Origin of the sequence: Microbacterium sp. SORGH_AS_0505 (assembly GCF_030818715.1) — a bacterium.
Taxonomy (GTDB): domain Bacteria; phylum Actinomycetota; class Actinomycetes; order Actinomycetales; family Microbacteriaceae; genus Microbacterium.
In genome coordinates, this window is sequence record NZ_JAUTAT010000001.1 from 2877667 (window position 1) to 2899481 (window position 21815).

At 72.2% G+C, this 21815-nt stretch carries 13 protein-coding genes; 11 read left to right on the plus strand and 2 right to left on the minus strand.

Features of this window, described 5'->3' with window-relative positions; genetic code table 11:
• Positions 1 to 21: 21 nt before the first annotated feature.
• From QE428_RS14350 to hrpA, 9 genes are all read left to right on the plus strand, one after another.
• A complete protein-coding gene (locus QE428_RS14350; protein ID WP_307470478.1) occupies positions 22 to 5922 on the plus strand; it encodes an Ig-like domain-containing protein in 5901 nt (1966 codons plus the stop codon).
• 41 nt (positions 5923 to 5963) lie between these two features.
• Positions 5964 to 6956 (plus strand): MoxR family ATPase, encoded by a 993-nt coding sequence (locus QE428_RS14355; RefSeq protein ID WP_133399914.1) that lies wholly within the window; start codon positions 5964 to 5966, stop codon positions 6954 to 6956.
• Entirely contained in the window at positions 6953 to 8302 is a 1350-nt protein-coding gene (locus QE428_RS14360) for a DUF58 domain-containing protein (protein WP_307470480.1), read from the plus strand. The genes QE428_RS14355 and QE428_RS14360 overlap by 4 nt, the downstream gene beginning before the upstream one ends.
• Positions 8299 to 10776, plus strand: a complete 2478-nt coding sequence (locus tag QE428_RS14365) for a transglutaminase domain-containing protein (RefSeq protein WP_307470482.1) — start codon at positions 8299 to 8301, stop codon at positions 10774 to 10776. Before QE428_RS14360 ends, QE428_RS14365 begins: the two co-directional genes overlap by 4 nt.
• A 48-nt stretch (positions 10777 to 10824) precedes the next feature.
• Complete coding sequence (locus QE428_RS14370; RefSeq protein WP_307470484.1) at positions 10825 to 12042, plus strand: FHA domain-containing protein; 1218 nt, start codon at positions 10825 to 10827, stop codon at positions 12040 to 12042.
• Entirely contained in the window at positions 12039 to 12890 is an 852-nt protein-coding gene (locus tag QE428_RS14375; protein WP_307470486.1) for a PP2C family serine/threonine-protein phosphatase, read from the plus strand. The genes QE428_RS14370 and QE428_RS14375 overlap by 4 nt, the downstream gene beginning before the upstream one ends.
• The gene (locus QE428_RS14380) at positions 12883 to 13425 is read left to right on the plus strand and encodes a hypothetical protein (protein WP_307470488.1); all 543 of its coding nucleotides are present in this window, start codon (positions 12883 to 12885) and stop codon (positions 13423 to 13425) included. The genes QE428_RS14375 and QE428_RS14380 overlap by 8 nt, the downstream gene beginning before the upstream one ends.
• Positions 13425 to 14171: a hypothetical protein gene (locus tag QE428_RS14385; RefSeq protein ID WP_231916579.1), complete on the plus strand. Its 747-nt coding sequence runs from the start codon at positions 13425 to 13427 to the stop codon at positions 14169 to 14171. The genes QE428_RS14380 and QE428_RS14385 overlap by 1 nt, the downstream gene beginning before the upstream one ends.
• A gap of 76 nt (positions 14172 to 14247) precedes the next feature.
• Positions 14248 to 18120: an ATP-dependent RNA helicase HrpA gene (gene hrpA / locus QE428_RS14390; RefSeq protein ID WP_307470490.1), complete on the plus strand. Its 3873-nt coding sequence runs from the start codon at positions 14248 to 14250 to the stop codon at positions 18118 to 18120.
• A 1-nt stretch (position 18121) separates the two neighbouring features.
• Here hrpA and QE428_RS14395 read toward each other — a convergent pair whose 3' ends face one another.
• Positions 18122 to 19465: a M20/M25/M40 family metallo-hydrolase gene (locus tag QE428_RS14395; RefSeq protein WP_307470492.1), complete on the minus strand. Its 1344-nt coding sequence runs from the start codon at positions 19463 to 19465 to the stop codon at positions 18122 to 18124.
• Positions 19466 to 19513: 48 nt separating this feature from the next.
• Here QE428_RS14395 and QE428_RS14400 point away from each other — a divergent pair, with 48 nt between their 5' ends.
• Positions 19514 to 20494, plus strand: a complete 981-nt coding sequence (locus QE428_RS14400; RefSeq protein ID WP_307470494.1) for a Gfo/Idh/MocA family protein — start codon at positions 19514 to 19516, stop codon at positions 20492 to 20494.
• 7 nt (positions 20495 to 20501) lie between these two features.
• Here QE428_RS14400 and QE428_RS14405 read toward each other — a convergent pair whose 3' ends face one another.
• Entirely contained in the window at positions 20502 to 20864 is a 363-nt protein-coding gene (locus tag QE428_RS14405; RefSeq protein WP_091354871.1) for a PLD nuclease N-terminal domain-containing protein, read from the minus strand.
• An 82-nt stretch (positions 20865 to 20946) separates the two neighbouring features.
• Between QE428_RS14405 and QE428_RS14410 the strand changes: the two genes are divergently transcribed.
• The gene (locus QE428_RS14410) at positions 20947 to 21810 is read left to right on the plus strand and encodes an NYN domain-containing protein (protein WP_091354875.1); all 864 of its coding nucleotides are present in this window, start codon (positions 20947 to 20949) and stop codon (positions 21808 to 21810) included.
• Positions 21811 to 21815: the final 5 nt, after the last annotated feature.

Consider the following 21815-nt stretch of genomic DNA (forward strand, 5'->3'; position numbering starts at 1 on the left):
GCGAGCACCGAGCGACCGCGCGTGCGCAGGTCGACCTGGATCGGCGCGGGCGCCGTCACGGCGGTCGTCGCCGTCGTCGGTACGCTCGCTGTCGTCTGGCCCGGTTACGACGCGCAGCAGACGCCCGTCGAGGATCCGACCGTGTGGGCGCTGCAGACGGGCGCCGGCAGCGGCTACGCACGCGTCAACCTCGACCTCGGCGAGATCGACACCGTCAAGCAGGTCGTCAACGGCACCCAGGTCGCGCAGACCTCCGACCGCCTGTTCGTGTTCAGCGAGGGCGGCTCCGCCTTCTCCGACGTCGACCTCGCCCAGCCCGCCGATCTGACCGGCGAGGACGAGGACACGACGGCGCCGACGCCCGCGGGCACGGTCGAGATCGTGACCGCCGGGGACGCGATCGTCTACCGCACCGAGGGCGGCGGCGTCTTCGGAGCGACCCTGTCCGGCGGCGGCGCAGCCTCCCCCATCGACCCCTACGCAGAGGTCGAACGCGACGACGACGAGCAGGCGCCGCGCTTCTCGGCATCCGCTGTCTCCGTCGACGCGGACGGCGTCGTCTACGCCTACTCTGCCGCCGAGAAGCTCATCGTCCGCGCCGACGCCGCCACCGGACGCATCGTCGGGCAGGACGAGACCCCCATCGCCCCGGTCGACGCCCAGCTGAGCGCCGTGGGCGGCCGCTGGGTCCTCTACGACGTCACGACCGGCGACGTGGCCGTCCGCGGCCGGGACGGCCTGGTGGAGACCGCCCCGCTCCCCGGCGCGGTGCTGCAGCGCGCGGCGACCAGCGGCGACGCCGCCTACATCGCCGACCCGACCGGCCTGACGCGCGTCCCGATCGAGTCGGGCACCGCGGACCGCCCGGTGGAGTCCCCGGGCCTCGGCACGCCCGCCGTCCCTGCGCCGTCGGGGAACACCGTCCACGCTGCATGGCTCGGGGACGGCACCGGCGGCGGCAGCCTCTGGTCCAGCGCTCGACCGGATGCGACCGTTCCCCTCGACTACGCCGGTGCCGACATCGGCGACGGCGTCGACCCGGTGTTCGTCGGCAACGGATCGAGGCTGGCCGTCAACGACCGCGGGTCGGGCTGGGTGTGGCGGGTGCCCGACGGCGCGATCGTGCCGTCGTCGCAGCAATGGCGCCCCGAGGACACGAGCGAAGCCGCGCCCGACACCGAGGACGACGTCGAGCGGGTCCTCGAACCCAAACCGCCCGTGGCCGTCGATGACGAGTTCGGGGTCCGCGCCGGCTCCGTCGCTCTGCTCCCGGTGCTGCTGAACGACCACGATCCGAACGAGGACGTCCTCAGCATCGACGTCGGCGGCTTCGACGGAGTGGATGCCGCCTTCGGCCGCGCGAGCATCACCGGCGCCGAACAGCAGATCGCCCTCGACGTCGCCCCCGACGCGACGGGGACGACGACGTTCCGGTACCGCGTCACCGACGGCACGTCGTCGGGAGGACGTCTGTCGGAGTATGCGACGGTCACCGTGCGCGTGATTCCCGAGGCGGAGAACTCGCCTCCCGTCTGGTGCGGCGTCGCCGCGTGCCTCGCCACCTGGCCCGTCCTCTCGGTGGCGCCGGGCGGAACAGTGTCCGCCGACCTCCTCCGGGGCTGGGTGGATCCCGACGGCGACCCGGTCTATCTCGCCGGGATCGACGGGGCGCCCTCCGTGGGGACGGCCACGACCTCCCCGGAGGGAGAGTTCACGTACCAGCATCCCGATCCGAGCGCGACGGAGGCAGCCAGCATCCCGGTCCCGGTCGTGGTCTCGGACTCGCGCGGCGCCACGACCACGCAGTCCGTCACGGTACAGGTGACCCCCGCCCCCGATCTGCGGGCCGAGTCGTTCGCGGTGACCGGCGTGGTCGGCGAACCGCTGGACGTCGACCTGACCCCGTACGTCACCGGAGCGTCGGGTCCGCTCACGATCGGATCCCTCGTCGCCCTGGACTCCGAGCGCGCGACGGTGACGCCCACGCCCTCGGCCCTGCGCATGACCTTCGCGGCACGCGAGGCCGGGTCGTACGTGGTCCAGTACTCCGTGCGCGATGGCGTGACCGAGGCATCCGCCCTCGCGCGGGTGACGATCCGCGAACCCGCGGACACCGTCGTGACGACGCCGCCGCTCACCGCCTTCGTCCGCCCCGGCGAGGATGCGACGATCGACGTCGCGTCGGCGGCGGCGAACCCCGCCGGGCTCGTCCTCCTGCTCGAGGACGTCCGTCCCGACAGCGACCCGACGGCGTCGCTCAGCGTCGACCTCGTGGGGCAGAGCCTCCTCCGCGTCAGCGGCACCACCGGCGACGGCCGGCCCGGACGCCTGGGGGTCGTCCGGTACACGCTCACCGACGGAGGTGGAGACGCGACGACCGCCGAGGGCGAGGTCACCGTCATCCTGCTGCCGGCGGGTTCCGCGGAGCAGCCGATCGCCGTCGACGACGCCGTCACCGTGCGCAGCGGCACGCAGATCGACATCCCCGTCCTCGACAACGACAGGGCGCCCGCGGGTGCACTCATCGGCATCGACCCGGGGTCCGTCGTCAACGAGACCGGCGGCGGTCTCGCCTTCGCCTCGGGACGCGTGCTCCGCTACCTCGCACCGCGCGAAGCGGGCACCTACGCCCTCACCTACACGATCTACCGGGTGGGCTTCCCCGAGGTCGTCGACACGGCGCGCGTGACCGTGACCGTCACCGGCGGCGACGACAACCGCTCCCCGGTGCCGCGCACCCTCGTCGGGCGCGTCGTCGCAGGACAGTCCGTCACCGTCCGCTTCGATCCGTACGCGGTCGACCCCGACGGCGACGACGTCGCCCTCGAAACCATCACCACTCAGCCGGAGCAGGGTTCGGCCGCCGTCTCCGCCGACGGCCGGTCGATCGTCTACACGAGCAGTGAGGCCACGTCGGGGCAGGTGCGGTTCGGGTACCAGGTGAAGGATGCCCGTGGCGCCACCGGTGTCGGCGAGGTCCGCGTGGGCGTCATCGCCGGTCAGAGCGACCCCAGCCCCGTGACCTTCAGCGACTACGTCCAGGTGCAGGCGGGAGCCGACAGCACCGTCGTCGTCCGGCCAGCCGACAACGACGTCGACCCGTTCGGCAGCGCTCTCGAACTCACCGACGTCGTTCCGAACGCACCTGCGGACAGTCCCGAATACGCCGCGCTGGCCGATCGGGTCAGCGTCGACGGCCCCGCCGTCACGGTCCGGGCGGGTACGGCCCTCGGGACGTTCTCCTATTCGTACGAGGTCGCCAATGCCGACGGCGACACCGCGATCGGTCTGCTGGTCGTCAAGGTCGTGCGGGACCCGGTGCCGGACCACCCCGTCGTCTCCGACACGGTGCTGACGATCGAGGACCGGGACCAGTTCCCGACCGGTGTCGACGTCCTGAGCGGACGGGTCGCCTGGACCGGCGGGGACCCGTCGTCACTGACGCTGCGCCTGTGGGGCGCCCCGGATGATCTGCGCGTGTCCGGCTGGGAGATCTCGGGCGAGCTGCCCGCGCAGAGCCGCCTCATCCCCTTCGAGGTGACCGGAACGGCTTTCGACGGCACCGAGGTCACGACGTACGGATTCCTGCGCGTCCCCGGGACGGACGAGGTGCGTCTCACGCTTCGCGCAGGGGCCGAGCCGCTCCGTGTGCGCGAGGGCGAGAGCGTCGACGCGGATCTCGCCGAGCTCGTCGCCCTTCCCGACGACGCGACGCTCGTGCTGGACGGCACGGGGACGAAAGCTGGGGGCGCCCGAGCGGAGGCGACCTGCCGCATCGTGTCGGGCACCGTCATCCGCTACAGCGCGGGACGCGGCGCACCGTGGACCGATTCGTGCATCGTGACGGCGCGGTTGGCGGGGGGAGACACCCCGACCGTGCTGCCCGTGCCCGTGCAGATCGAGGCGGAGATCCCGCAGCCGTCGCTGCGCAGCGCATCGATCGGGGTGCGACCGGGGCAGACGCAGACCTTCGACCTCACGCGCATGGTGCGATGGGCCGGTGCCGCCGACGAGAGTGCCCTCGACGTCGAGATCTCGTACCGCGGCGACCAGTTCGACGTCACGCAGAAGGATGCCGTCGTGACGGTGACCGGGCGTGACGAGGCCCGTCCCGGACGCGAGGAGGAGGTCACGGTTTCGTTGCCGAGCCATCCCGACGCCGCCGCCGCGAGCCTCATCCTCACCGTCGGTCCGTCGCCTTCGACGCTCCCCCGCGGCGGTTCCGCGGTGCAGACGTGCTCGCAGGCCGACGGCACCACCTCCTGCACGATCGACGTCGTCGGCGCCGACGGCGAGGTCAATCCCCTCCCTGGGACGCCGCTGCGCGTGGTCGGCGCATCGAGCTCGGGCAACTGCGACGGCGTGCGCTTCGCGCCCGCGGGAGACCGCGCCGTCCGCGCCAGCTGGAGTTCGGCTGCCGAGGGGGCGGCGCGCTGCGCCGGGACCTTCGTCGTCGAGGACGCCCAGGGCCGACAGTCCAGCGGCGACCGCAACGGCTCCATCGTCCTGGACCTGCGGGGGCTCCCCGCGAACCCGACGCGCGTCGAATGGACCGCCTACAGCGAGGACACGGTGAGCCTCCGAGTGACATCGGATGCCGGTTCCTACCCCGCGGTCCAGGGCTACCGCATCACGACGGGCGGCCGCGAGGTCGCGACCTGCCCCGCGTCGGGCGTGTGCGCACCGATCTCCGCGCCCGTCGGCGAGCAGCGCGTGTACGAGGCCCGCGCGACGAACGACGTCGGCGCGTCCCGCGGTGCCGTCCGGACGACGGCCTGGTCGTACCGCCCGCCTGCACGGCCCGGAGCCGCGTCGTTCCAGCCCGAGCCGAACGGACGCGACGGCGGCCTGGCCACGATCACCGTGACAGGCCTGGACGACACGACGGGGACGGTGCGGCTGTCGGGCGGAGTCGCGGGAAGCGCGACGCAGCCGGTCAGCGGAGGGACGGCGACGTTCACGGGCTATCGCGTCGGCTCCAACGAACCGACCCAGCTCACCGCGACGCCGCTCACCGAGTTCGAGCTGCCGCCCATCGCCGGCGGCTCCAGCGAGGGACGGGCGCTGGAGTTGTCGGCGCACGGAGTGGGGGCACCCACGATCGAGCTGTCCGAGACGACGACGTCGAGTTCGATGACGGTGTCGGTCCGCGTCACCGGCCAGAGCGCCGGGACCGAGCCGCTGTTCGGATTCAGCGAGACTCCCGCCTGCACTCCGAACAGCCGCTCGTCCAGCCAGAGATTCGACGCGGTGGCGTTCCAGCGCAAGACCATCCACGTCTGTGTGACAAGCACGTTCAACGGCGCCGCCGGGTTCGGTGTCACGAGCGATCAGATCACCGCGCGGCCGACCGGCAGTGTCGACGCACCCCCACGCCTGACCTACACCGTCTCCTCCAGCCCCAGTGGGAACCAGGGCTCCGGCTTCACCTATGCGGCGAGCGGGCACAGCGACGCGGGAAAGCCGCCGTTCGAGGGAGCACAGCTGCGCTACCGGCTCAACGGTCGATCCGTGGACGCGTTCGCACCGCGAGTCAACCAGCCCAGCGACCGCTGGGGCGCCGTCTGGTGCGACACGTTCCTCGGGTTCGACGCGGAATGCTCCGGCGAGACGCCCATCGAGCCCTCGTCCGGAAGCGCGGACTGGCCCGTCTACGTCGCCACCGACGACATCCCCTCCTGCCGATCGGACGAGGCGGTACGGGACTGGTTCCCCCGCGACATCGGGCGCAATGTCGCGACCGTCGAGACGAACGTGCGCACCGGTGACCTCGGCCCGGTGTCGGTCACGTATACGATCCGTTGGACGGGCGCGCTCGCGGAGCTGCAGAGCCCTCCGGGTCTCACCGTCGACTGCCGCCAGATCGCGCCACCGGATCCCGAGCCGGAGCCCGATCCCGACCCCGAGGCGCCGGCGGGCTGAACCGCCCCCGCCCGGATCACCCGTTCTTCGAGAGGAACACGATGACGATCACCCAGGAGCAGAGCGCCTGGTTCGCCGAGACCTTCACCTCGCTCGTCGACAACGTCGAGCAGGTCGTGCTCGGTAAGCGCCACGTCATCGAGCTGGCCTTCACCGCCATGGTGTCCGAGGGTCACCTGCTCCTCGAGGACTACCCCGGCACGGGCAAGACCTCGCTGGCGCGCGCGATGGGACGTTCGGTCCAGGGGACGAGCTCCCGCATCCAGTTCACTCCGGACCTTCTGCCGGGCGATGTCACCGGCATCACCGTCTACGACCAGCGCCGCGGCGAGTTCGAGTTCCACCAGGGCCCGATCTTCGCCAACATCGTCCTCGCCGACGAGATCAACCGAGCGTCCCCCAAGACGCAGTCCGCCCTCCTCGAGGTGATGGAGGAAGGGCACGTGACCGTCGACGGCATCACCCGGGACGTGGGGGTCCCCTTCCTCGTCGTCGCCACGCAGAACCCCGTGGAGCAGGCCGGAACGTACCGGCTGCCCGAGGCCCAGCTCGACCGCTTCCTCATGAAGACCTCGCTCGGCTACCCCGATCACGCCGCGACCTTGCGGATCCTCGAGGGTTCCGGCGAGGCATCCCGCGACGTGGCGCCCGTCGTCACCCCGCAGGGCGTGGTCAGCATGGCCGACATCGCGCGCGGGGGGTACCTCGCGCCGCTCGTCCTGGACTACATCGCGCGGCTGGTCGAGGCGACCCGTCTCGCCCGCGAGGTCCGTCTCGGGGTGAGCGTCCGCGGTGCGCTCGCTCTCACGAAGGCCTCCCGGACGTGGGCATTGGCCCACGGGCGCACTTATGTGACCCCCGACGACATCAAGGCGCTCGCGGTCCCCGTCCTCGCCCACCGCCTCATCCTGGATCCCGAGGCCGAGTTCGACGGCGTGACCGCCGAGGCCGTGATCGGGCAGGTCCTTCTGGACGTCGTCCCGCCGTCGCAGCAGGAGCGCGCGGACGAACGTCGTCAGCGAGAGAACGTGTGAGCTCGTCGACCGAGTCCCGTCTCACCCGAACCTCGGGGACGACGGGGTACACCCGCACCCGCTACGGCACGGAGCGTTCGGCGGCCGTGCTCGCCGTTCGCGGCGTCCAGGGCTGGCGGCGGCTCCGCCGTGGCGTCGCCCGTGCCGCGCGGAACACCGCTGAGACCATCGCGCCCGCGGGCTGGGTCGTCGTCGCGGTGGCGGTCGTGGGACTCTGCTTCGGACTCGGATTCGGACTGCTCGAATTCGCCGTCGCAGGCGGCGCGGGTCTTCTGCTCCTCGCTCTGTCCGTCCCGTTCCTCTTCGGGGCGCGGGCCTACCAGGTCACCCTCCGCCTGGCCCATGACCGCGTCGTGGCGGGCACCCCGGTGGAAGGCGCTCTCGTCGTCACCAACGTCGGCAGGCGCACGGCGCTCCCCGGCAGGGTGGATCTGCCGGTCGGAGACGGCCTCGTCGACGTGCACGTGCCGCTTCTGCGTCCAGGGCACGAGCTCTCGGAGACCGTCGTCATCCCGACGCAGCATCGTGGCGTCATCACGGTCGGTCCCGCGCGCACCGTGCGCGGCGACCCCCTCGGCATCCTCACCCGCGAAGCGACCTGGCAGGACACGCACACGCTCTACGTGCACCCCGTGACGACCGCGCTCCGCAGTTCTGCGGCCGGCCTCATCCGCGACCTCGAGGGCAGCCCCTCCCGCACCATCGTCGACGCGGACTTCTCCTTCCACGCGCTGCGCCCCTACGCCCCCGGAGACTCCCCCCGCCAGGTGCACTGGAAGTCAACGGCGAAGACCGGCGCCATGATGGTGCGTCAGTACGAGGAGACCCGACGCTCCCGCATGATCCTCGTCCTCGCCCTCGGGGCCGACGAATACGCCGACGAGGACGAGTTCGAGCTCGCGGTCAGCGCCACGGCATCCATCGGCGTCCGCGGCATCCGCGACGGGCGCGATGTGGACGTCGTCGCGGGGTCGGAGATCCCCGAGTTCGCACGCAGCCGGATGCGGACCTTCCGCACCCTCACGACCATCTCCAGCCGCACCCTCCTCGACGACCTGGCCGGCATCGAGCGCGGCGAGAACCCGAGTCGGCTGCGCGAGGTCGCGGCGCTCGCCTCGGAACGTCATCCGGATGCCTCGATCGCCTTCCTCGTGTGCGGTTCGGCACCCACCCCCACCCAGTTGCAGAGCGCAGCCCTCGCGTTCGGCTCCGAGGTCGCCGTCGTCGCCCTCGTGTGCGCGCCGACCGCGGCCCCCGGCATCCGGCGACTCGGGAGCATGACGGTCGTCTCGATCGGTCTGCTCGAAGACCTCCGGCAGCTCCTGGCGCGAAGCGGCCAGTCATGACCGCCGCGCCCACCCGTCGCGACGCCCGTCGCCGTCCGGCGCCCTCGCGCACCGGCTTCTACGTCGGTCAGGCTGTCGTCATCGACCTGCTCCTGGCGGTGGGTGCGATCGCTGCCTGGCCCATCTACCGCAGCACGGCGTTCATCGTGGTCGTCTCGGCGGGCATCGCCGCGGGCCACGTCGTGGCGGCCATGGGCGTCCGGTGGCGGTGGTCGGGGTGGTGGGTCGCGCTCGCGGCACTCGGCGCCTACCTGGCCCTGGGCGTGCCCGTTGCAGCCGCCGGGTCCCTCTCCTCGGCCGACGCCGCCCTCCGCGCCCTGGTGAGCGTCGCGACGGCCCCGGTGACCGGGTGGAAGGACCTCCTGACCCTCGAACTGCCGCTCGGCAGTTACCAGGCGACCCTCGCGCCCACCCTCCTGCTCTTCCTCGGCAGTGCCGTCGCGGCGCTCTCGATCGCCTGGCGGGGAACGAGATGGTGGATGCCTGCGGTCGCCGTGTCGCTGGTACCCGCCGTCTTCGGGGTCGCCTTCGGCGCCCGCTCGCTCGCCGCGCCCCTGCGCGTCGGTCCGGTGGCGGTTCAGCCCGAGACACTGGTGGGTATCGCGGCTCTCGTGACCGCTCTGGTCGCCGTCATCTGGCGGACGACCGACGAGCGCCGTCGGGCGCTCGCGACGGCGAGCGCTGCAACCGGAGTGGTGCGGGGACCCGGTGGCCGCCGACGGGGCAGCGCGGCGCGCGCTGCGACGGCGGTCGGGATGGTCGTCGTCGCCATCGCGGCTGCCGCTGTCTGGGGCCCGTGGGCTCTCGCCGACCAGCCCCGGTCGGTCGCGCGGAGTGTCGTCGACCCGATCCTCGAACTCGAACGGGCACCGAGTCCGCTGGCCGCCTACCGCGCGTCGTTCACCGATGAACGCTACGACGAGACACTGTTCACCGTGACGGCGTCGGCGGGGCTCGATCGTGTGCGACTCGCCACGCTCCCGTTCTACGACGGTCGCACCGTCCGGGCGGTCGACCCGGTCACGGGCACCGCGGACCCGATGACCTCGTTCACCCGAGTGCCCTCGAGCCTCGACGAGAGTGCCGCCGGCGCAGCCGTCGTCACGGTGCGGATGGGCACCGGCACCGGCATCTGGGTGCCGACCATCGGCGCGCTCCGGGCGATCGCGTTCGAGGGACCGCGTGCGGCCGACTTCGCCGACGGCTTCTTCCACAACGCGGCGACCGGCGGCGCCATCGAGATCGCCGATCCGGGGCTCACCGCGGGAGACGCGTACCGGCTCGACGTCGTCCCGGAGCCCGCCGCAGCGCCCGTGGCATCCCTCGTTCCGTCGCGGACCGGACCGTCCCTGCCTGCCGAGGCTGTCCCGGCGTCGCTGACGGAGTGGATCGAGGCGCAGCAGGCGGGATCGGGAGGGAGCGGGCTCGAGACCCTGCTCGATCGGTTGCGCTCGCGCGGCTACCTGAGCCACGCGCTGCAGCTGACCCCGGGTCAGACCCCGTCGTGGCTGCAGGACCTCGGCGAGGGCGGTTTCCAATCGTCGCGAGCGGGCCACTCCGCAGACCGGATCGGTGCGCTCTTCACTCAGCTCCTCGACCGCGAGGCGGAGGCGCCCGGCGGTTCCGATGCCGACCTCGTGGCCGCGGTGGGCGACGACGAGCAGTTCGCGGTCGCCGGAATGATCATCGCCGATCAGCTCGGCTTCAACGCCCGCGTCGTGGTCGGCACCCGCCTCGCGTCCGCCGAGGACCTGCCGGTGTGCGACGAGGGCGCCTGTCGCGGCGGGGATCTCGCCGCGTGGATCGAGGTGCAGGATGCCGCCGGCCGGTGGACCCCGATCGACGTGACACCGCAGCACGAGAGCTTCCCCTCCCCCGACCTCGAACAGCGACGCGATCCCGAGAACCCGACGGATGTCCGACGGGACGAGGCCGAGCCGGTCCTGCCCGCCGACGCCTCTCCCGCCGATGGCGACCGCCCGGCGCAGGATGCGCCGGACGAACAGGCCGACCTCTCCGCGCTCTGGACGGCGGTCCGCATCGGCGGCATCTCCCTGCTCGCCGTCGTCGTCCTCGTCGGCCCACTCGTCACGGTTCTCGCGATCAAGGCGCTTCGACGCCGCGGCCGACGGCGTCGCCCTGATGTCGCCGGACGGTTCACCGGCGGCTGGGAGGAGTACGTCGACACAGCGGTCGACCACGGATACCCCGCACCGGCGCATCTCACCCGGCAGGAGCTCGCGCTCCTCTTCGCGCAGGGTGCCGACGGGGGCGCCGGGACACGGCTGGCGACGTGGGCCGACCGCTCGGTGTTCGATGTGGCTCCCCCGTCGACGGAGGAGAACGACGAGTTCTGGCGGATCGTCGCAGCCGAGCGTTCCCGGTTCGCCGCCGGCAAGGGCTTCTGGGCGCGACTGCGGGCGCGACTGTCGCTCCGCTCATTGCTGCCGCGCACACGGCCCCGGCGCCGATAGGGTGTGCGATGCGGGACCGAGGGAACCCATGACGGAGGACGAGGACACATGCAGAGCGTGACGACGGGGAGCGTGCTCCCGATCGCCGAAGACGCCGCCGGATCGTTGGCAGGTGTCGCCGCGGTGTCACTCGTGGCCGTCGTGATCCAGCTGATCGCAGCGGTAGGCGTGTACGTCTGGGGGTCGATGGCACTCGCGGCCGTCTTCCGCAAGACGGACCGACCGCCGGGTCGAGCCTGGGTCCCGGTGTGGAACCTCTGGCTGCTGTTCGAGCTGGCGGGGATGAAGGGCTGGTGGGCTGCTGTCCTGGTGGGCGGCGGCATCCTGACCGTCATCCTGTCGACGGTGACGGCGTCGCTGTTCGCGCAGTCCGCGCAGAACGCCGCGTTCGGCGGGGGCGGAGACGCCTCGGGCGCCCTCCTGGCCGCGGCCGTCGTCCCGGTCGTCCTCTTCCTGGTGTTCGCTGCGGCCGCCGTGATCCTGATGCTGCGCATGATGGGTCCCCTCAACCGCGGCTTCGGCCGCGGCAGCGGGTTCGTCGTGCTCGGCGCCCTCCTCCTCCCCGTCTGGGCCTCGGTGATCGGGTGGGGTTCGGCGACATGGCAGGGCGTCCCTCGGGGCGGGATCCCCCCGACTCCGTTCGCCGCCCCGCCCGCTGCACCGGTCGCTGCGCCCGCGACCGCCGACACCACCGCCTTCGCGCCGCCGCCCGCGCCTGCGCCTGCCGCTCCCGCGCCGTCGCTCGCATCCCCGGCCCCCGTCGCGGTGCCCCTGCAGCCGGGCGCACCGGTGCCGACGAATCCTTGGTCGCCGCCTCCGCTCGCGCCGGCGACGCCGGCCGCCGCTCCGATCATCGCCGCGCCCGTCGCGCCGCCGTTCGACGCGGCGCCGGCCGCCGAGACCGGAGTCGAGGAGCACACCGTCCTCGCCGCGCACCGTCGGCCGAGCGCCACGCTCCGACTGCCGACCGGAGAGACCGTCGCGCTCACCGCTGCCGTGATCGTGCTGGGCCGCAACCCCGCACCGCCGACGGACGAGCCGGGGGCGCAGACCGTCGCGATCGACGACGCGACCCGTACGGTCTCGAAGACCCACGCGCTCCTGCGCCGCACGGACGACGGCTGGAACATCACCGACCTCTCGTCCACGAACGGCGTCCTCGTCGGCGACAGCGAATCCGAGATCCCCGTCGGGACGCCCACTCCCCTCGCCGGCCGGTTCCTTCTCGGCGACGCCGAACTCACCCTCGATGCGGGCGCGCGATGACGATCCGCGAGCCCTCGCCTCTCCCGTTCGAGGTCATCAGCGGCGCCCTCACCGATACGGGGCTCCGCCGTCGCGTCAACGAGGACTCGCACCTCGCGAGCTTCCCCGTCTTCGTCGTCGCCGACGGGATGGGCGGCCACGAGGCGGGCGATCTGGCTTCTGCAGCCGTGATCGACGCATTCCGCGGCTTCGTGGGCCGCGGCGACGTGACGCCCCAAGAGGTCGCCGATGCGGTCCACGCCGCGCATGCGTCGGTCGGGGCGATCTCCCGGCGGACGACGCGGGGCGCGGGGTCCACGCTCACCGGCATCGTGGCGGTCCAGCAGAACGGCGAGAACCGGTGGCTCGTCGTCAACGTCGGCGACTCCCGCGTGTACCGGCTGCTGTCCGAGCGTCTGGAGCAGCTCACCGTCGACCACTCGGTCGCGCAGGAGATGGTGGATGCCGGCCGGCTGGCCCGCGAGGACATGTCGTCGTTCGAGGGACGCAACGTCATCACACGAGCCGTCGGCGGCGAGCAGAGCCCCGCCGACTTCTGGCTCCTGCCCGTGGTCACCGGCGAGCGTCTGCTCGTCTGCTCGGACGGCCTGTCCGGCGAGATCACGGACGAGGCGATCCGCGCCGGACTCCTCTCGGGAGCCTCCCCCGCCCAGACGACCGGCGCGCTCATCTCGCAGGCCCTGGCTCACGGCGGGCGCGACAACGTCACGGCGATCGTCGTGGACGTGGTGGCCGGCGGCATCCACCCCCGGCTCGAAGACACGACGGGCGGTCTCGTCACGAGCGAGCCCGCGTCCGGCACGATCGAGGTCGAGACGGTCCCCTCCCGCCGGAGACGTCATGACTGATCCGGTCGACGACCGCACTCATCGCGCCGACCACGAGGAACCCGACGACGAGACCCTGCTCGCGGCGCGGCACGACCCGGACGACCGGACGCGTCTGGCTGAGCGGCGTTCGCCCGATGACGAGACCCGGCTCGCCGCGCGCCACACGCCCGACGACGAGACGCTCCTCGCCGAACGACGTGCGGCCGATGACGCGACCCTCCTCGCGGAGCGACGGGCCGATGAGGAGACCCGGGTGGCCGAACGGCGGGAGGCATCCGATCCCCCCGGGCGCGGTGTCGTCCACGGGCGGGCGGACACACCCCGCTCCGCCTCGACGGCGGGGACCCTGGCTTCCCGCGCGGTGTACGCACCTCGTGGCGGCGAGGCGCCGCCGGCGATCACCCGCGCTCCGGTCGCACCGCCGACAGCGACGACCCCCGCGCCCGCGGCACGTCCGCGCCGCGGTGGTTTCATCGCGATCACGGTCGTGGGCGTGACGCTCGTCGCCGGCGCCGTGTGGGGGATCATCCAGATCGTTCAAGGGGGCATGTGATGACGGAAGACATCGAGTTGACAGCCGAGACGGATGCCGCCGAGCTCGGCATCGAGTTCTGCGGAGAGTGGTTCCACCCGACGCCCGGCCAGACGTACTCGATCGGGCGCGACGCCGATCTCGTGATCGACACGAACCCGTACCTGCACCGGCGGCTGCTCGAGATCGAGTCCTCCCAGGGCATGTGGTGGCTCACCAACACGGGGCGATCGATCTCCGTCGCCCTGGCGACGTCGGACGGCGCCTACCAGGCGATGCTCGGTCCCGGCACCCGCGTGCCGCTGGTCTTCCCCGAATTGATGGTCATGTTCACGGCCGGGGCGTACACGTACGAATTCTCGATCCGCAACGGAGCCGCGCGGTTCACGGGCCGGATCACGGGGCTCGACGGCGACAGCACCGACGGGGGCACGACCATCGGTGCGGTTCCTCTGACCGCCAGTCAGCGTCTCCTCCTGATCGCGCTCTGCGAGCCGATCCTGCGCGGCGGGATGATGGGCTCGAGCCAGATCCCGACGTCGGCGAAGGCCGCGGAACGGCTCGGGTGGCCGCTGACGACCTTCAACCGCAAGCTCGACAACGTGTGCGACAAGTTCGACCGCGAGGGCGTCCAGGGGCTCCGCGGCGGCGTCGGCAAGCTGGCCACCAATCGGCGCGCACGCCTCGTCGAGCACGCGATCCTCTCGCGCCTCGTGACGGCGGCCGACCTGCCGCTGCTCGACGAACCGCAGAACACCGACCGCTGAGCCTGCGCCGGCGGGTGCCGGGCGCGACGCGCGCGGGCGCCCGCCGGCATCCGCCCGCGCGATAGCATCGAAGGCTGTGTCCGCACCCGCCCCCGTCCTCTCGTATCCCCCGGAGCTGCCCGTCAGCGCCGCGCGGGACGAGATCTCGCGCGCCATCGCGGAGAACCAGGTCGTCATCGTCGCCGGCGCCACCGGGTCGGGCAAGACCACCCAGCTGCCGAAGATGTGCCTCGAGCTCGGCCGCACCCGTATCGCCCACACGCAGCCCCGGCGCATCGCGGCGCGGTCGATCGCCGAACGCCTCGCGCACGAGGTGCAGGTGCCCCTCGGCGGGGCGATCGGCTACAAGGTCCGCTTCACCGACGAGGTGACCGACGCCACGCGGGTCACGCTGATGACCGACGGCATCCTGCTCAACGAGATCCACCGAGACCGACTGCTGCGCCGCTACGACACGATCATCGTCGACGAGGCGCACGAGCGGTCCCTCAACGTCGACTTCCTGCTGGGCTACCTCGCCCGCATCCTGCCCGAGCGCCCGGATCTGAAGGTGATCATCACCTCGGCGACGATCGACCCCGAGAGCTTCGCGGCGCACTTCGCCGCGACGGCACCGGACGGCGAGCGCGTCCCCGCCCCGATCATCGAGGTCTCGGGCCGCACCTACCCCGTCGAGATCCGCTACCGCGCGCACGATGAGGAGACGGAGGACGACGTCGACGGCCTGCTCGCCGCCCTCCGCGAACTCGACCGGGAGCCCGACGGCGACGTGCTCGTCTTCCTCCCCGGCGAGGCCGAGATCCGCGACGCGATGGATGCCGTCCGCGGCCTGTACGCGAAGGACGCCCGCCCCACCGAAGTCCTGCCGCTGTTCGGACGGCTCTCGTCCGCCGAGCAGCACCGAGTCTTCGAACCGTCCGCGGTGGCCGGCGTCCGGCGACGGGTCATCCTCGCCACGAACGTCGCCGAGACGAGCCTCACGGTCCCCGGCATCCGCTACGTCGTCGACACCGGCACGGCGCGCATCTCGCGCTACAGCGTGCGGTCGAAAATCCAGCGGCTGCCGATCGAGGCGATCTCGCAGGCCTCGGCGCAGCAGCGCTCCGGGCGTGCCGGTCGCACGTCGGCGGGCATCGCGATCCGCCTGTACGGCGAGGACGACTTCACCGCGCGGCCCGAGTTCACCGAGCCCGAGATCCTCCGCACCTCGCTCGCGTCGGTCATCCTGCAGATGCTCTCGCTCGGCTTCGGCGACGTCACCGAGTTCCCGTTCCTCACAAAGCCCGACAGCCGCGGCGTGAAGGCGGCCGTCGAACTGCTCACCGAGCTCCGAGCCGTCGCAGGGCGCACGGGCGCGCTGCGACTGACGAGCCTCGGTCGGCGCATCGCGCGACTGCCGATCGACCCGAGGTTCGCGCGGATGCTGCTCGAGGCCGAGAAGCTCGGCGTCTCGCGCGACGTGCTCGCGATCGTGTCGGGACTGTCGATCCAGGACGTCCGCGAACGCCCCGAGGAGCGCCGCGAGGAGGCCGATCGCCTGCACGCGCGGTTCGTCGACCCGACGAGCGACTTCCTCACCCTGCTGAACCTCTGGAACCACCTGCGCGAGCAGCAGCGCGAGCTCGGCTCGAGCGCCTTCCGGCGCCTCTGCCGCAGCGAGCACCTGAACTACGTGCGCGTCCGCGAGTGGTTCGACGTGCACCGGCAGCTCTCGACGCTCTCCCGTTCCGGTTCGCCGAAGGATGCCCCGCGTCAGCCCGCGGGCGCCGCCGATCCCGACGCGCTCCACCGGGCGATCCTGTCGGGGCTCCTCTCGCACATCGGCATCCTCGACACGCGTTCGGTAACGACCGATCCCGCCAAGAAGAACGCCCGCAAACCGCTGCCGCAGTACCGCGGCGCGCGCGGCGCCTCGTTCGCGGTGTTCCCCGGCTCGGGCCTGCGCAAGGCCTCTCCCGACGCCGTCATGGCCGCCGAGCTCGTCGAGACCTCCCGCCTGTTCGGCCGCACGGTCGCCGCCATCGACCCCGCCTGGGCCGAGGACCTCGCCGGTGACCTCGCCCACCGCAGCCTCAGCGACCCGCACTGGTCGAAGGATGCCGGCGCTGCCGTCGCGGCCGAGAAGGTGACGCTCTTCGGCGTCGAGATCATCCCGCGCCGCCGGGTGCAGCTCGCCCGCCGCGATCGCGACCTCGCCCGGGAGCTGTTCCTGCGCCACGCGCTCGTCGAGGGCGAGTGGAACAGCCAGCACCTCGACAAGCGGCTCACGGCGTTCGAGCGCCGCAACGGCGAGCTGCGGCGTCAGCTCGAGCGCATCGAGGAGCGCGAGCGCCGCCGCGACATCCTCGTCGGCGACGAAGCGGTGTACGCCTTCTACGACGCCCGCGTGCCGCACGACGTGTTCGACGTCCGCTCGTTCGAGGCATGGTGGCGCGAGACGCAGCCCGCCGCCCCGAAGCTCCTCGACATGACCGAGGCCGACCTCCTCGGCGAGTCCGCGCGCACCGACGAGCGCGACTTCCCGACGCGCTGGCGACAGGGCGACCAAGTGCTCTCGCTCGCCTATCGCTTCGAGCCCGGTGCGTCCGACGACGGCGTCAGCGTCGTCGTGCCCCTTGCCCTGCTCGCTCAGCTGCGCCCCGACGGGTTCGACTGGCAGGTCCCCGGCATGCGCGACGAGCTCGTCACCGGGCTCATCAAGGCGCTCCCCAAGGCGATCCGCCGACACGTCGTGCCCGCGGCGGACTGGGCGAGCACCCTCGGCGACGAGCTGCGCGGGTCTGGCCCCGAGGACACCGACGGACTCCCGGCATCCACTCTCCGTGCAGCCCTCGCCGCGCGCATCCAGCGCGTCGCGCACCAGCCGGTCACCGAGCGCGACTTCGACCTCGAGCGCGTCCCCGCCCACCTGGGTGTCTCGTTCCGCGCCGTCGACCAGCGCGGGCGCACCGTCGGGTCGTCCCGCGACCTGCGCGAGCTGCAGGATCGCCTCGCCGGCCGTGCCCGCGAATCGGTCGCCCGCTCGCTCGCGCCGAAGCGCGGCCCGCAGCCGGCGGCATCCCCCGCCGCGACCGTCGCCGCCGCGAGCGCCCCCATCGAGCGCACCGGCATCACGACGTGGGACGTCGGGGACCTGCCCGAGGTCGTCGACACGAAGGTCGCCGGCGGCGTCGTCCGCGGGTACCCGGCGCTCGTCGACGCGAAGGACGGGGTGTCGCTGCGCATCGAGGCGACCGCCGAACGCGCCGCCGAGCTCACCCGCGCCGGCGCCCGGCGACTGCTGCTGCTCGCCGTGCCCTCGCCGACCGCGTACGTCATGGATCACCTGACGGCGCCCGAGAAGCTCGCCCTGGCGGCCTCGCCCTATCCGTCGGCGAAGGCGCTCATCGAAGACGCGCGGGTCGCCGTCGCGGACGCCGTCATGGGCGATGCGGTCATCCGGACCGAAGCAGCGTTCACCGCCGCCCGCGACGCGTTCTCTTCCCGGGTCGTCGACGAGCTGTTCCAGACCGTGTCGCTGGCCGCCCGCATCCTCACCCTGCAGCGCGACGTCGAGCGGGCGGTGAAGAACCAGAACTCCATGACGCTCCTCGCCGCCCTGGGAGATGTGAAGGGCCAGCTCGCCGGCCTCATCCACCCCGGGTTCCTCTCGCGCACCGGCACCGCGCGCCTCGCGCACCTCCCCCGCTACCTGCAGGGGGCGAAGGAGCGGGTCGACGGGCTCTCGGACAACCCCGGTCGCGACCGGCAGCGGATGACCGAGTACGAGCGGGCCGCCGCCCTGTTCGCGGATGCCGGGGGCACCCTCCCGTTGCCCGCCGGCACCTCCGCGCGACTCGAACACGCTCGCTGGCTGCTCGAGGAGTTCCGCGTGAGCCTGTTCGCGCAGCGCCTCGGCACGGCCGAGCCCGTCTCGCTGCAGCGGATCTCGAAGGCGCTCGCGGGCTGAGTCAGCTCGCCCGCAGCAGGTCGCGGTAGAACTCGATGCCGCGCAGCCACGAGCCCACACGGATCCGCTCGTCGTGCGAGTGCAGCGCCTCGCGCTCGCCCCGAGTGAGGTGGAACGGCGTGAAGCGGTACACGTGTCCGCTGATCTCGGTGAACCAGCGGCTGTCGCTCGCGCCGAGCTGGATGTAGGGGGTCGGCAGGACCTCTTCGCCGAGCGCCGACCGCGTCGCCGCCGCGAGACGGTCCCACGCGGGACCCGACCAGGGGGACACGGGGGACGGGTCGGATGCCGAGACCACGTCGACCTCGACGAGCGGGTCGCCGACGACACGGCGAATGCGCGCCTCCGCCGACGTCGCGGTGTCTCCGGGGAGGAGCCGGACGTTGACGCTCGCCCGTGCCGCCGTGGCCAGGACGTTCGCCCCGGCTGCACCGGAGAGCTCGGTGACGACCGCGGTGGTCCGCACGAGCGCGTTGAGCTCGGGCCCGAGGCGCGGGAAGACCTTGACGAGGAGCCGGCCGGTCACCCCGATGCTCGCGAACACGCGCCGGAGCGGCCCCGACGTGTATGGCGCGACCGTCTCGAACATCGCCCGCACCGGCGGCACGAGTCGGGTAGGGAACGGGCGCCGGTGCAGCCGCAGGACGGCTCGGGCGAGCCGCGCGGTGGCGGGGTCGCGGGGCGGCGTCGAGGCGTGCCCGCCGAGTTCACGGGCGGTCAGGTGCACCGTCATCACGCCGCGTTCGGCGACGCCGATGACGGCGGTCGGGACGGTCACCCCCGGCAGCGCTCCCTCGACGACGGCGCCGCCCTCGTCGAGCACGAGCGACGGACGCACGCCCCGCTGTCGCAGCACCTCGACGATCGCCTGCGCACCGTCGCCGGCGACCTCCTCGTTGTGCCCGAAGGCCAGGTATACGTCGCGCTCGGGCACAACGCCCTCCGCGACGAGCGATTCCACGGCCTCGAGGATCGCGACGAGGGACCCCTTGTCGTCGACGGCGCCGCGCGCATGGATCTCGGCGGTGTCCCCGGAGCCGACGAGCTCGGCGCCGAACGGCTCATGCGACCACTCCGACGCGACGACGGGAACGACGTCGATGTGCGCCATGAGGACGAGCGGGGACGCGGCATCCCGCCCGCGCCAGCGATAGAGGAGCGAATACCCGGCCACCGCCTCCCGCTCGAGGACCGCATGCAGGGCCGGGTAGAGACGAACGAGAGCGTCGTGGAAACGGAGGAAGTGCGTGCCGTCGGCGTCGGCATCACCCGGATCCAGGGAGACCGTCGGGATCTGCAGGAGTTCGCGGAAGCGGCCGAGGGAGGAATCGGAGGTGCGGGCCACGGTCCGACTCTAGATCGACCCACCCGCGCCCGCCGATAGGCTCGGGGCATGACCGCACTTCGATGGGGAATCCTGGCCACCGGCGGCATCGCGCACGCCTTCACCGCCGACCTGAAGACGGCGGGTCTGACGGTCACCGCCGTGGGCTCGCGCCGCTCCGAGTCGGCGCAGGAATTCGCCGCGAAGTACGGCATCCCCCGCTCCTACGGATCGTACGACGAGCTCGTCGCCGACCCCGAGGTCGACATCGTGTACATCGCGACGCCCCACAGCCACCACCTCGCGTGCGCGGCCCTCGCCCTCGAGCACGGCAAGCACGTGCTCATCGAGAAGCCCCTGACCCTCGACGCCGACCAGGCCGTCGCGATCCGCGACCTCGCCGCCGATCACGGCCTGCTGGCGATGGAGGCGATGTGGACGCGGTACCTGCCCCACATGGTGCGCCTGCGGGAGATCCTCGCGGCGGGCGTCATCGGCGAGGTGCGGGTGCTCAGCGCCGACCACACGCAGAACCTCCCCACCGACCCCGATCACCGGCTCAACGATCTCGCGCTCGGCGGCGGTGCGCTCCTCGACCTCGGGATCTACCCCGTCTCGTTCGCCTGGGACGTCCTCGGCGCGCCCGCCGAGATCCTGGCGACGGCGCAGCTCGGCGAGACCGGCGCCGACACCGACGTCGCGATCTCCGTGCGCCACGCGTCGGGCGGGGTCTCGTCGCTCCTCACCTCCATGCGGGGCGCCGGCGCCAACGCGGCGCAGATCGTCGGGACGAAGGGACGCATCGAGATCGACGGGGTCTTCTACGCGCCGACCTCTTTCCGTGTGTTCGACGTCGACGGCGCGGTCGTCGAAGAGTTCCGCGCCGAGATCGACGGGCGCGGCATGCAGTTCCAGGCGCTCTACGCCGAGCAGCTCATCGCCGAGGGCCGCACCGACAGCGACCTGCTGCCGATGGACGAGAGCGTCGCCATCATGGGCACCCTCGACGAGATCCGGCGCCAGATCGGCGTCGTCTACCCGCGCAGCTGAGTCCGCCTCAGGCCGGGTCTCCGAGCTCCCCGCGACGCCGGGCGAGCTCGGCGCGCAGCCGCTCCTCCTCGATCTCACGCTCGAGATCGGCGAGCTGCTGCTCGGTCGACCGAGCGTCCGATCGGCGCACCGGCGCGGCCGCCGGCTCGGTCGCCCACGGCGCGAACTGCGGCGCGCGGCGCACCTCGCGTTGCGGGTACTCCCGACCGATCGCGAACCACAGCACGGTGCCGAGGAACGGAAGCAGGATGACGACGAACAACCACACCGTCTTCGGCATGTGCTTCACGAGGCTCTGATCCCTCGTGATGATGTCGATCAGCGCGAAGATCATGCCCGCCAGCACGACGAACGAGATGAGGTACGGCATGGGCCAGAGTCTATGAGTACGCCATGTCTTCGCGCACCCTCGTCCTCACCACCCTCGCGGGACAAGCTGTAAGACTGGGGGGATGCCGGATTCCTCCACTCCTCGCGTCGCGGTCTACCTCGATTTCGACAACATCGTCATGAGTTGGTACGACCGGGTCCACGGTCGCAACAGCTACTCGCGGGACCGCCAGCGGATCGCCGCTGACCCCGACGAGAAGGAGATCTCGGAGCGCCTCGCCGCCGCGATGATCGACGTCGGCGCGATCATGGACTACGCGGCATCCTTCGGAACGCTCGTCCTCACCCGCGCGTACGCCGACTGGTCGTCGCCGGTGAATTCGCTCTACCGCCAGCAGCTCGTCGCCCGCGCGGTCGACCTCGTCCAGCTCTTCCCGGCGGCCGCCTACGCGAAGAACGGCGCCGACATCCGTCTCGCTGTCGACACCGTCGAGGACCTGTTCCGCCTCGAGGACCTCACCCATGTCGTCATCGTCGCCGGCGACAGCGACTACGTCCCGCTCGCGCAGCGGTGCAAGCGGCTGGGGCGCGTCGTCGTCGCCGTCGGCGTCGCGGGATCGACCGCCAAGTCGCTCGCCGCCGCGTGCGACCAGTTCGACGCCTACGACGCCCTGCCGGGCGTCGCGACCCGCGAGCCCGAGCCCACCCCGGAGACCGCGCCCTCGACGGCACGCCGCCGCCGAAAGGCCGTCGATCCCGTCGAGCAGCTCCTCTCCCGCGCGCTGCGCCTCGAGCAGGTCCGCACCGACGAGGAGTGGATGCACCTCTCGGCGGTCAAGAATCTGCTCAAGCGCATGGATCCCTCCTTCAGCGAGAAGGCACTGGGTCACCGCTCGTTCTCGGACTTCGTGAAGGCGCACCCGAAGGCCGCCGAACTCGACGAGTCGACCAATATCGTCCGCGTGCGCGCCGTCGACGGCTCCTGACGGCG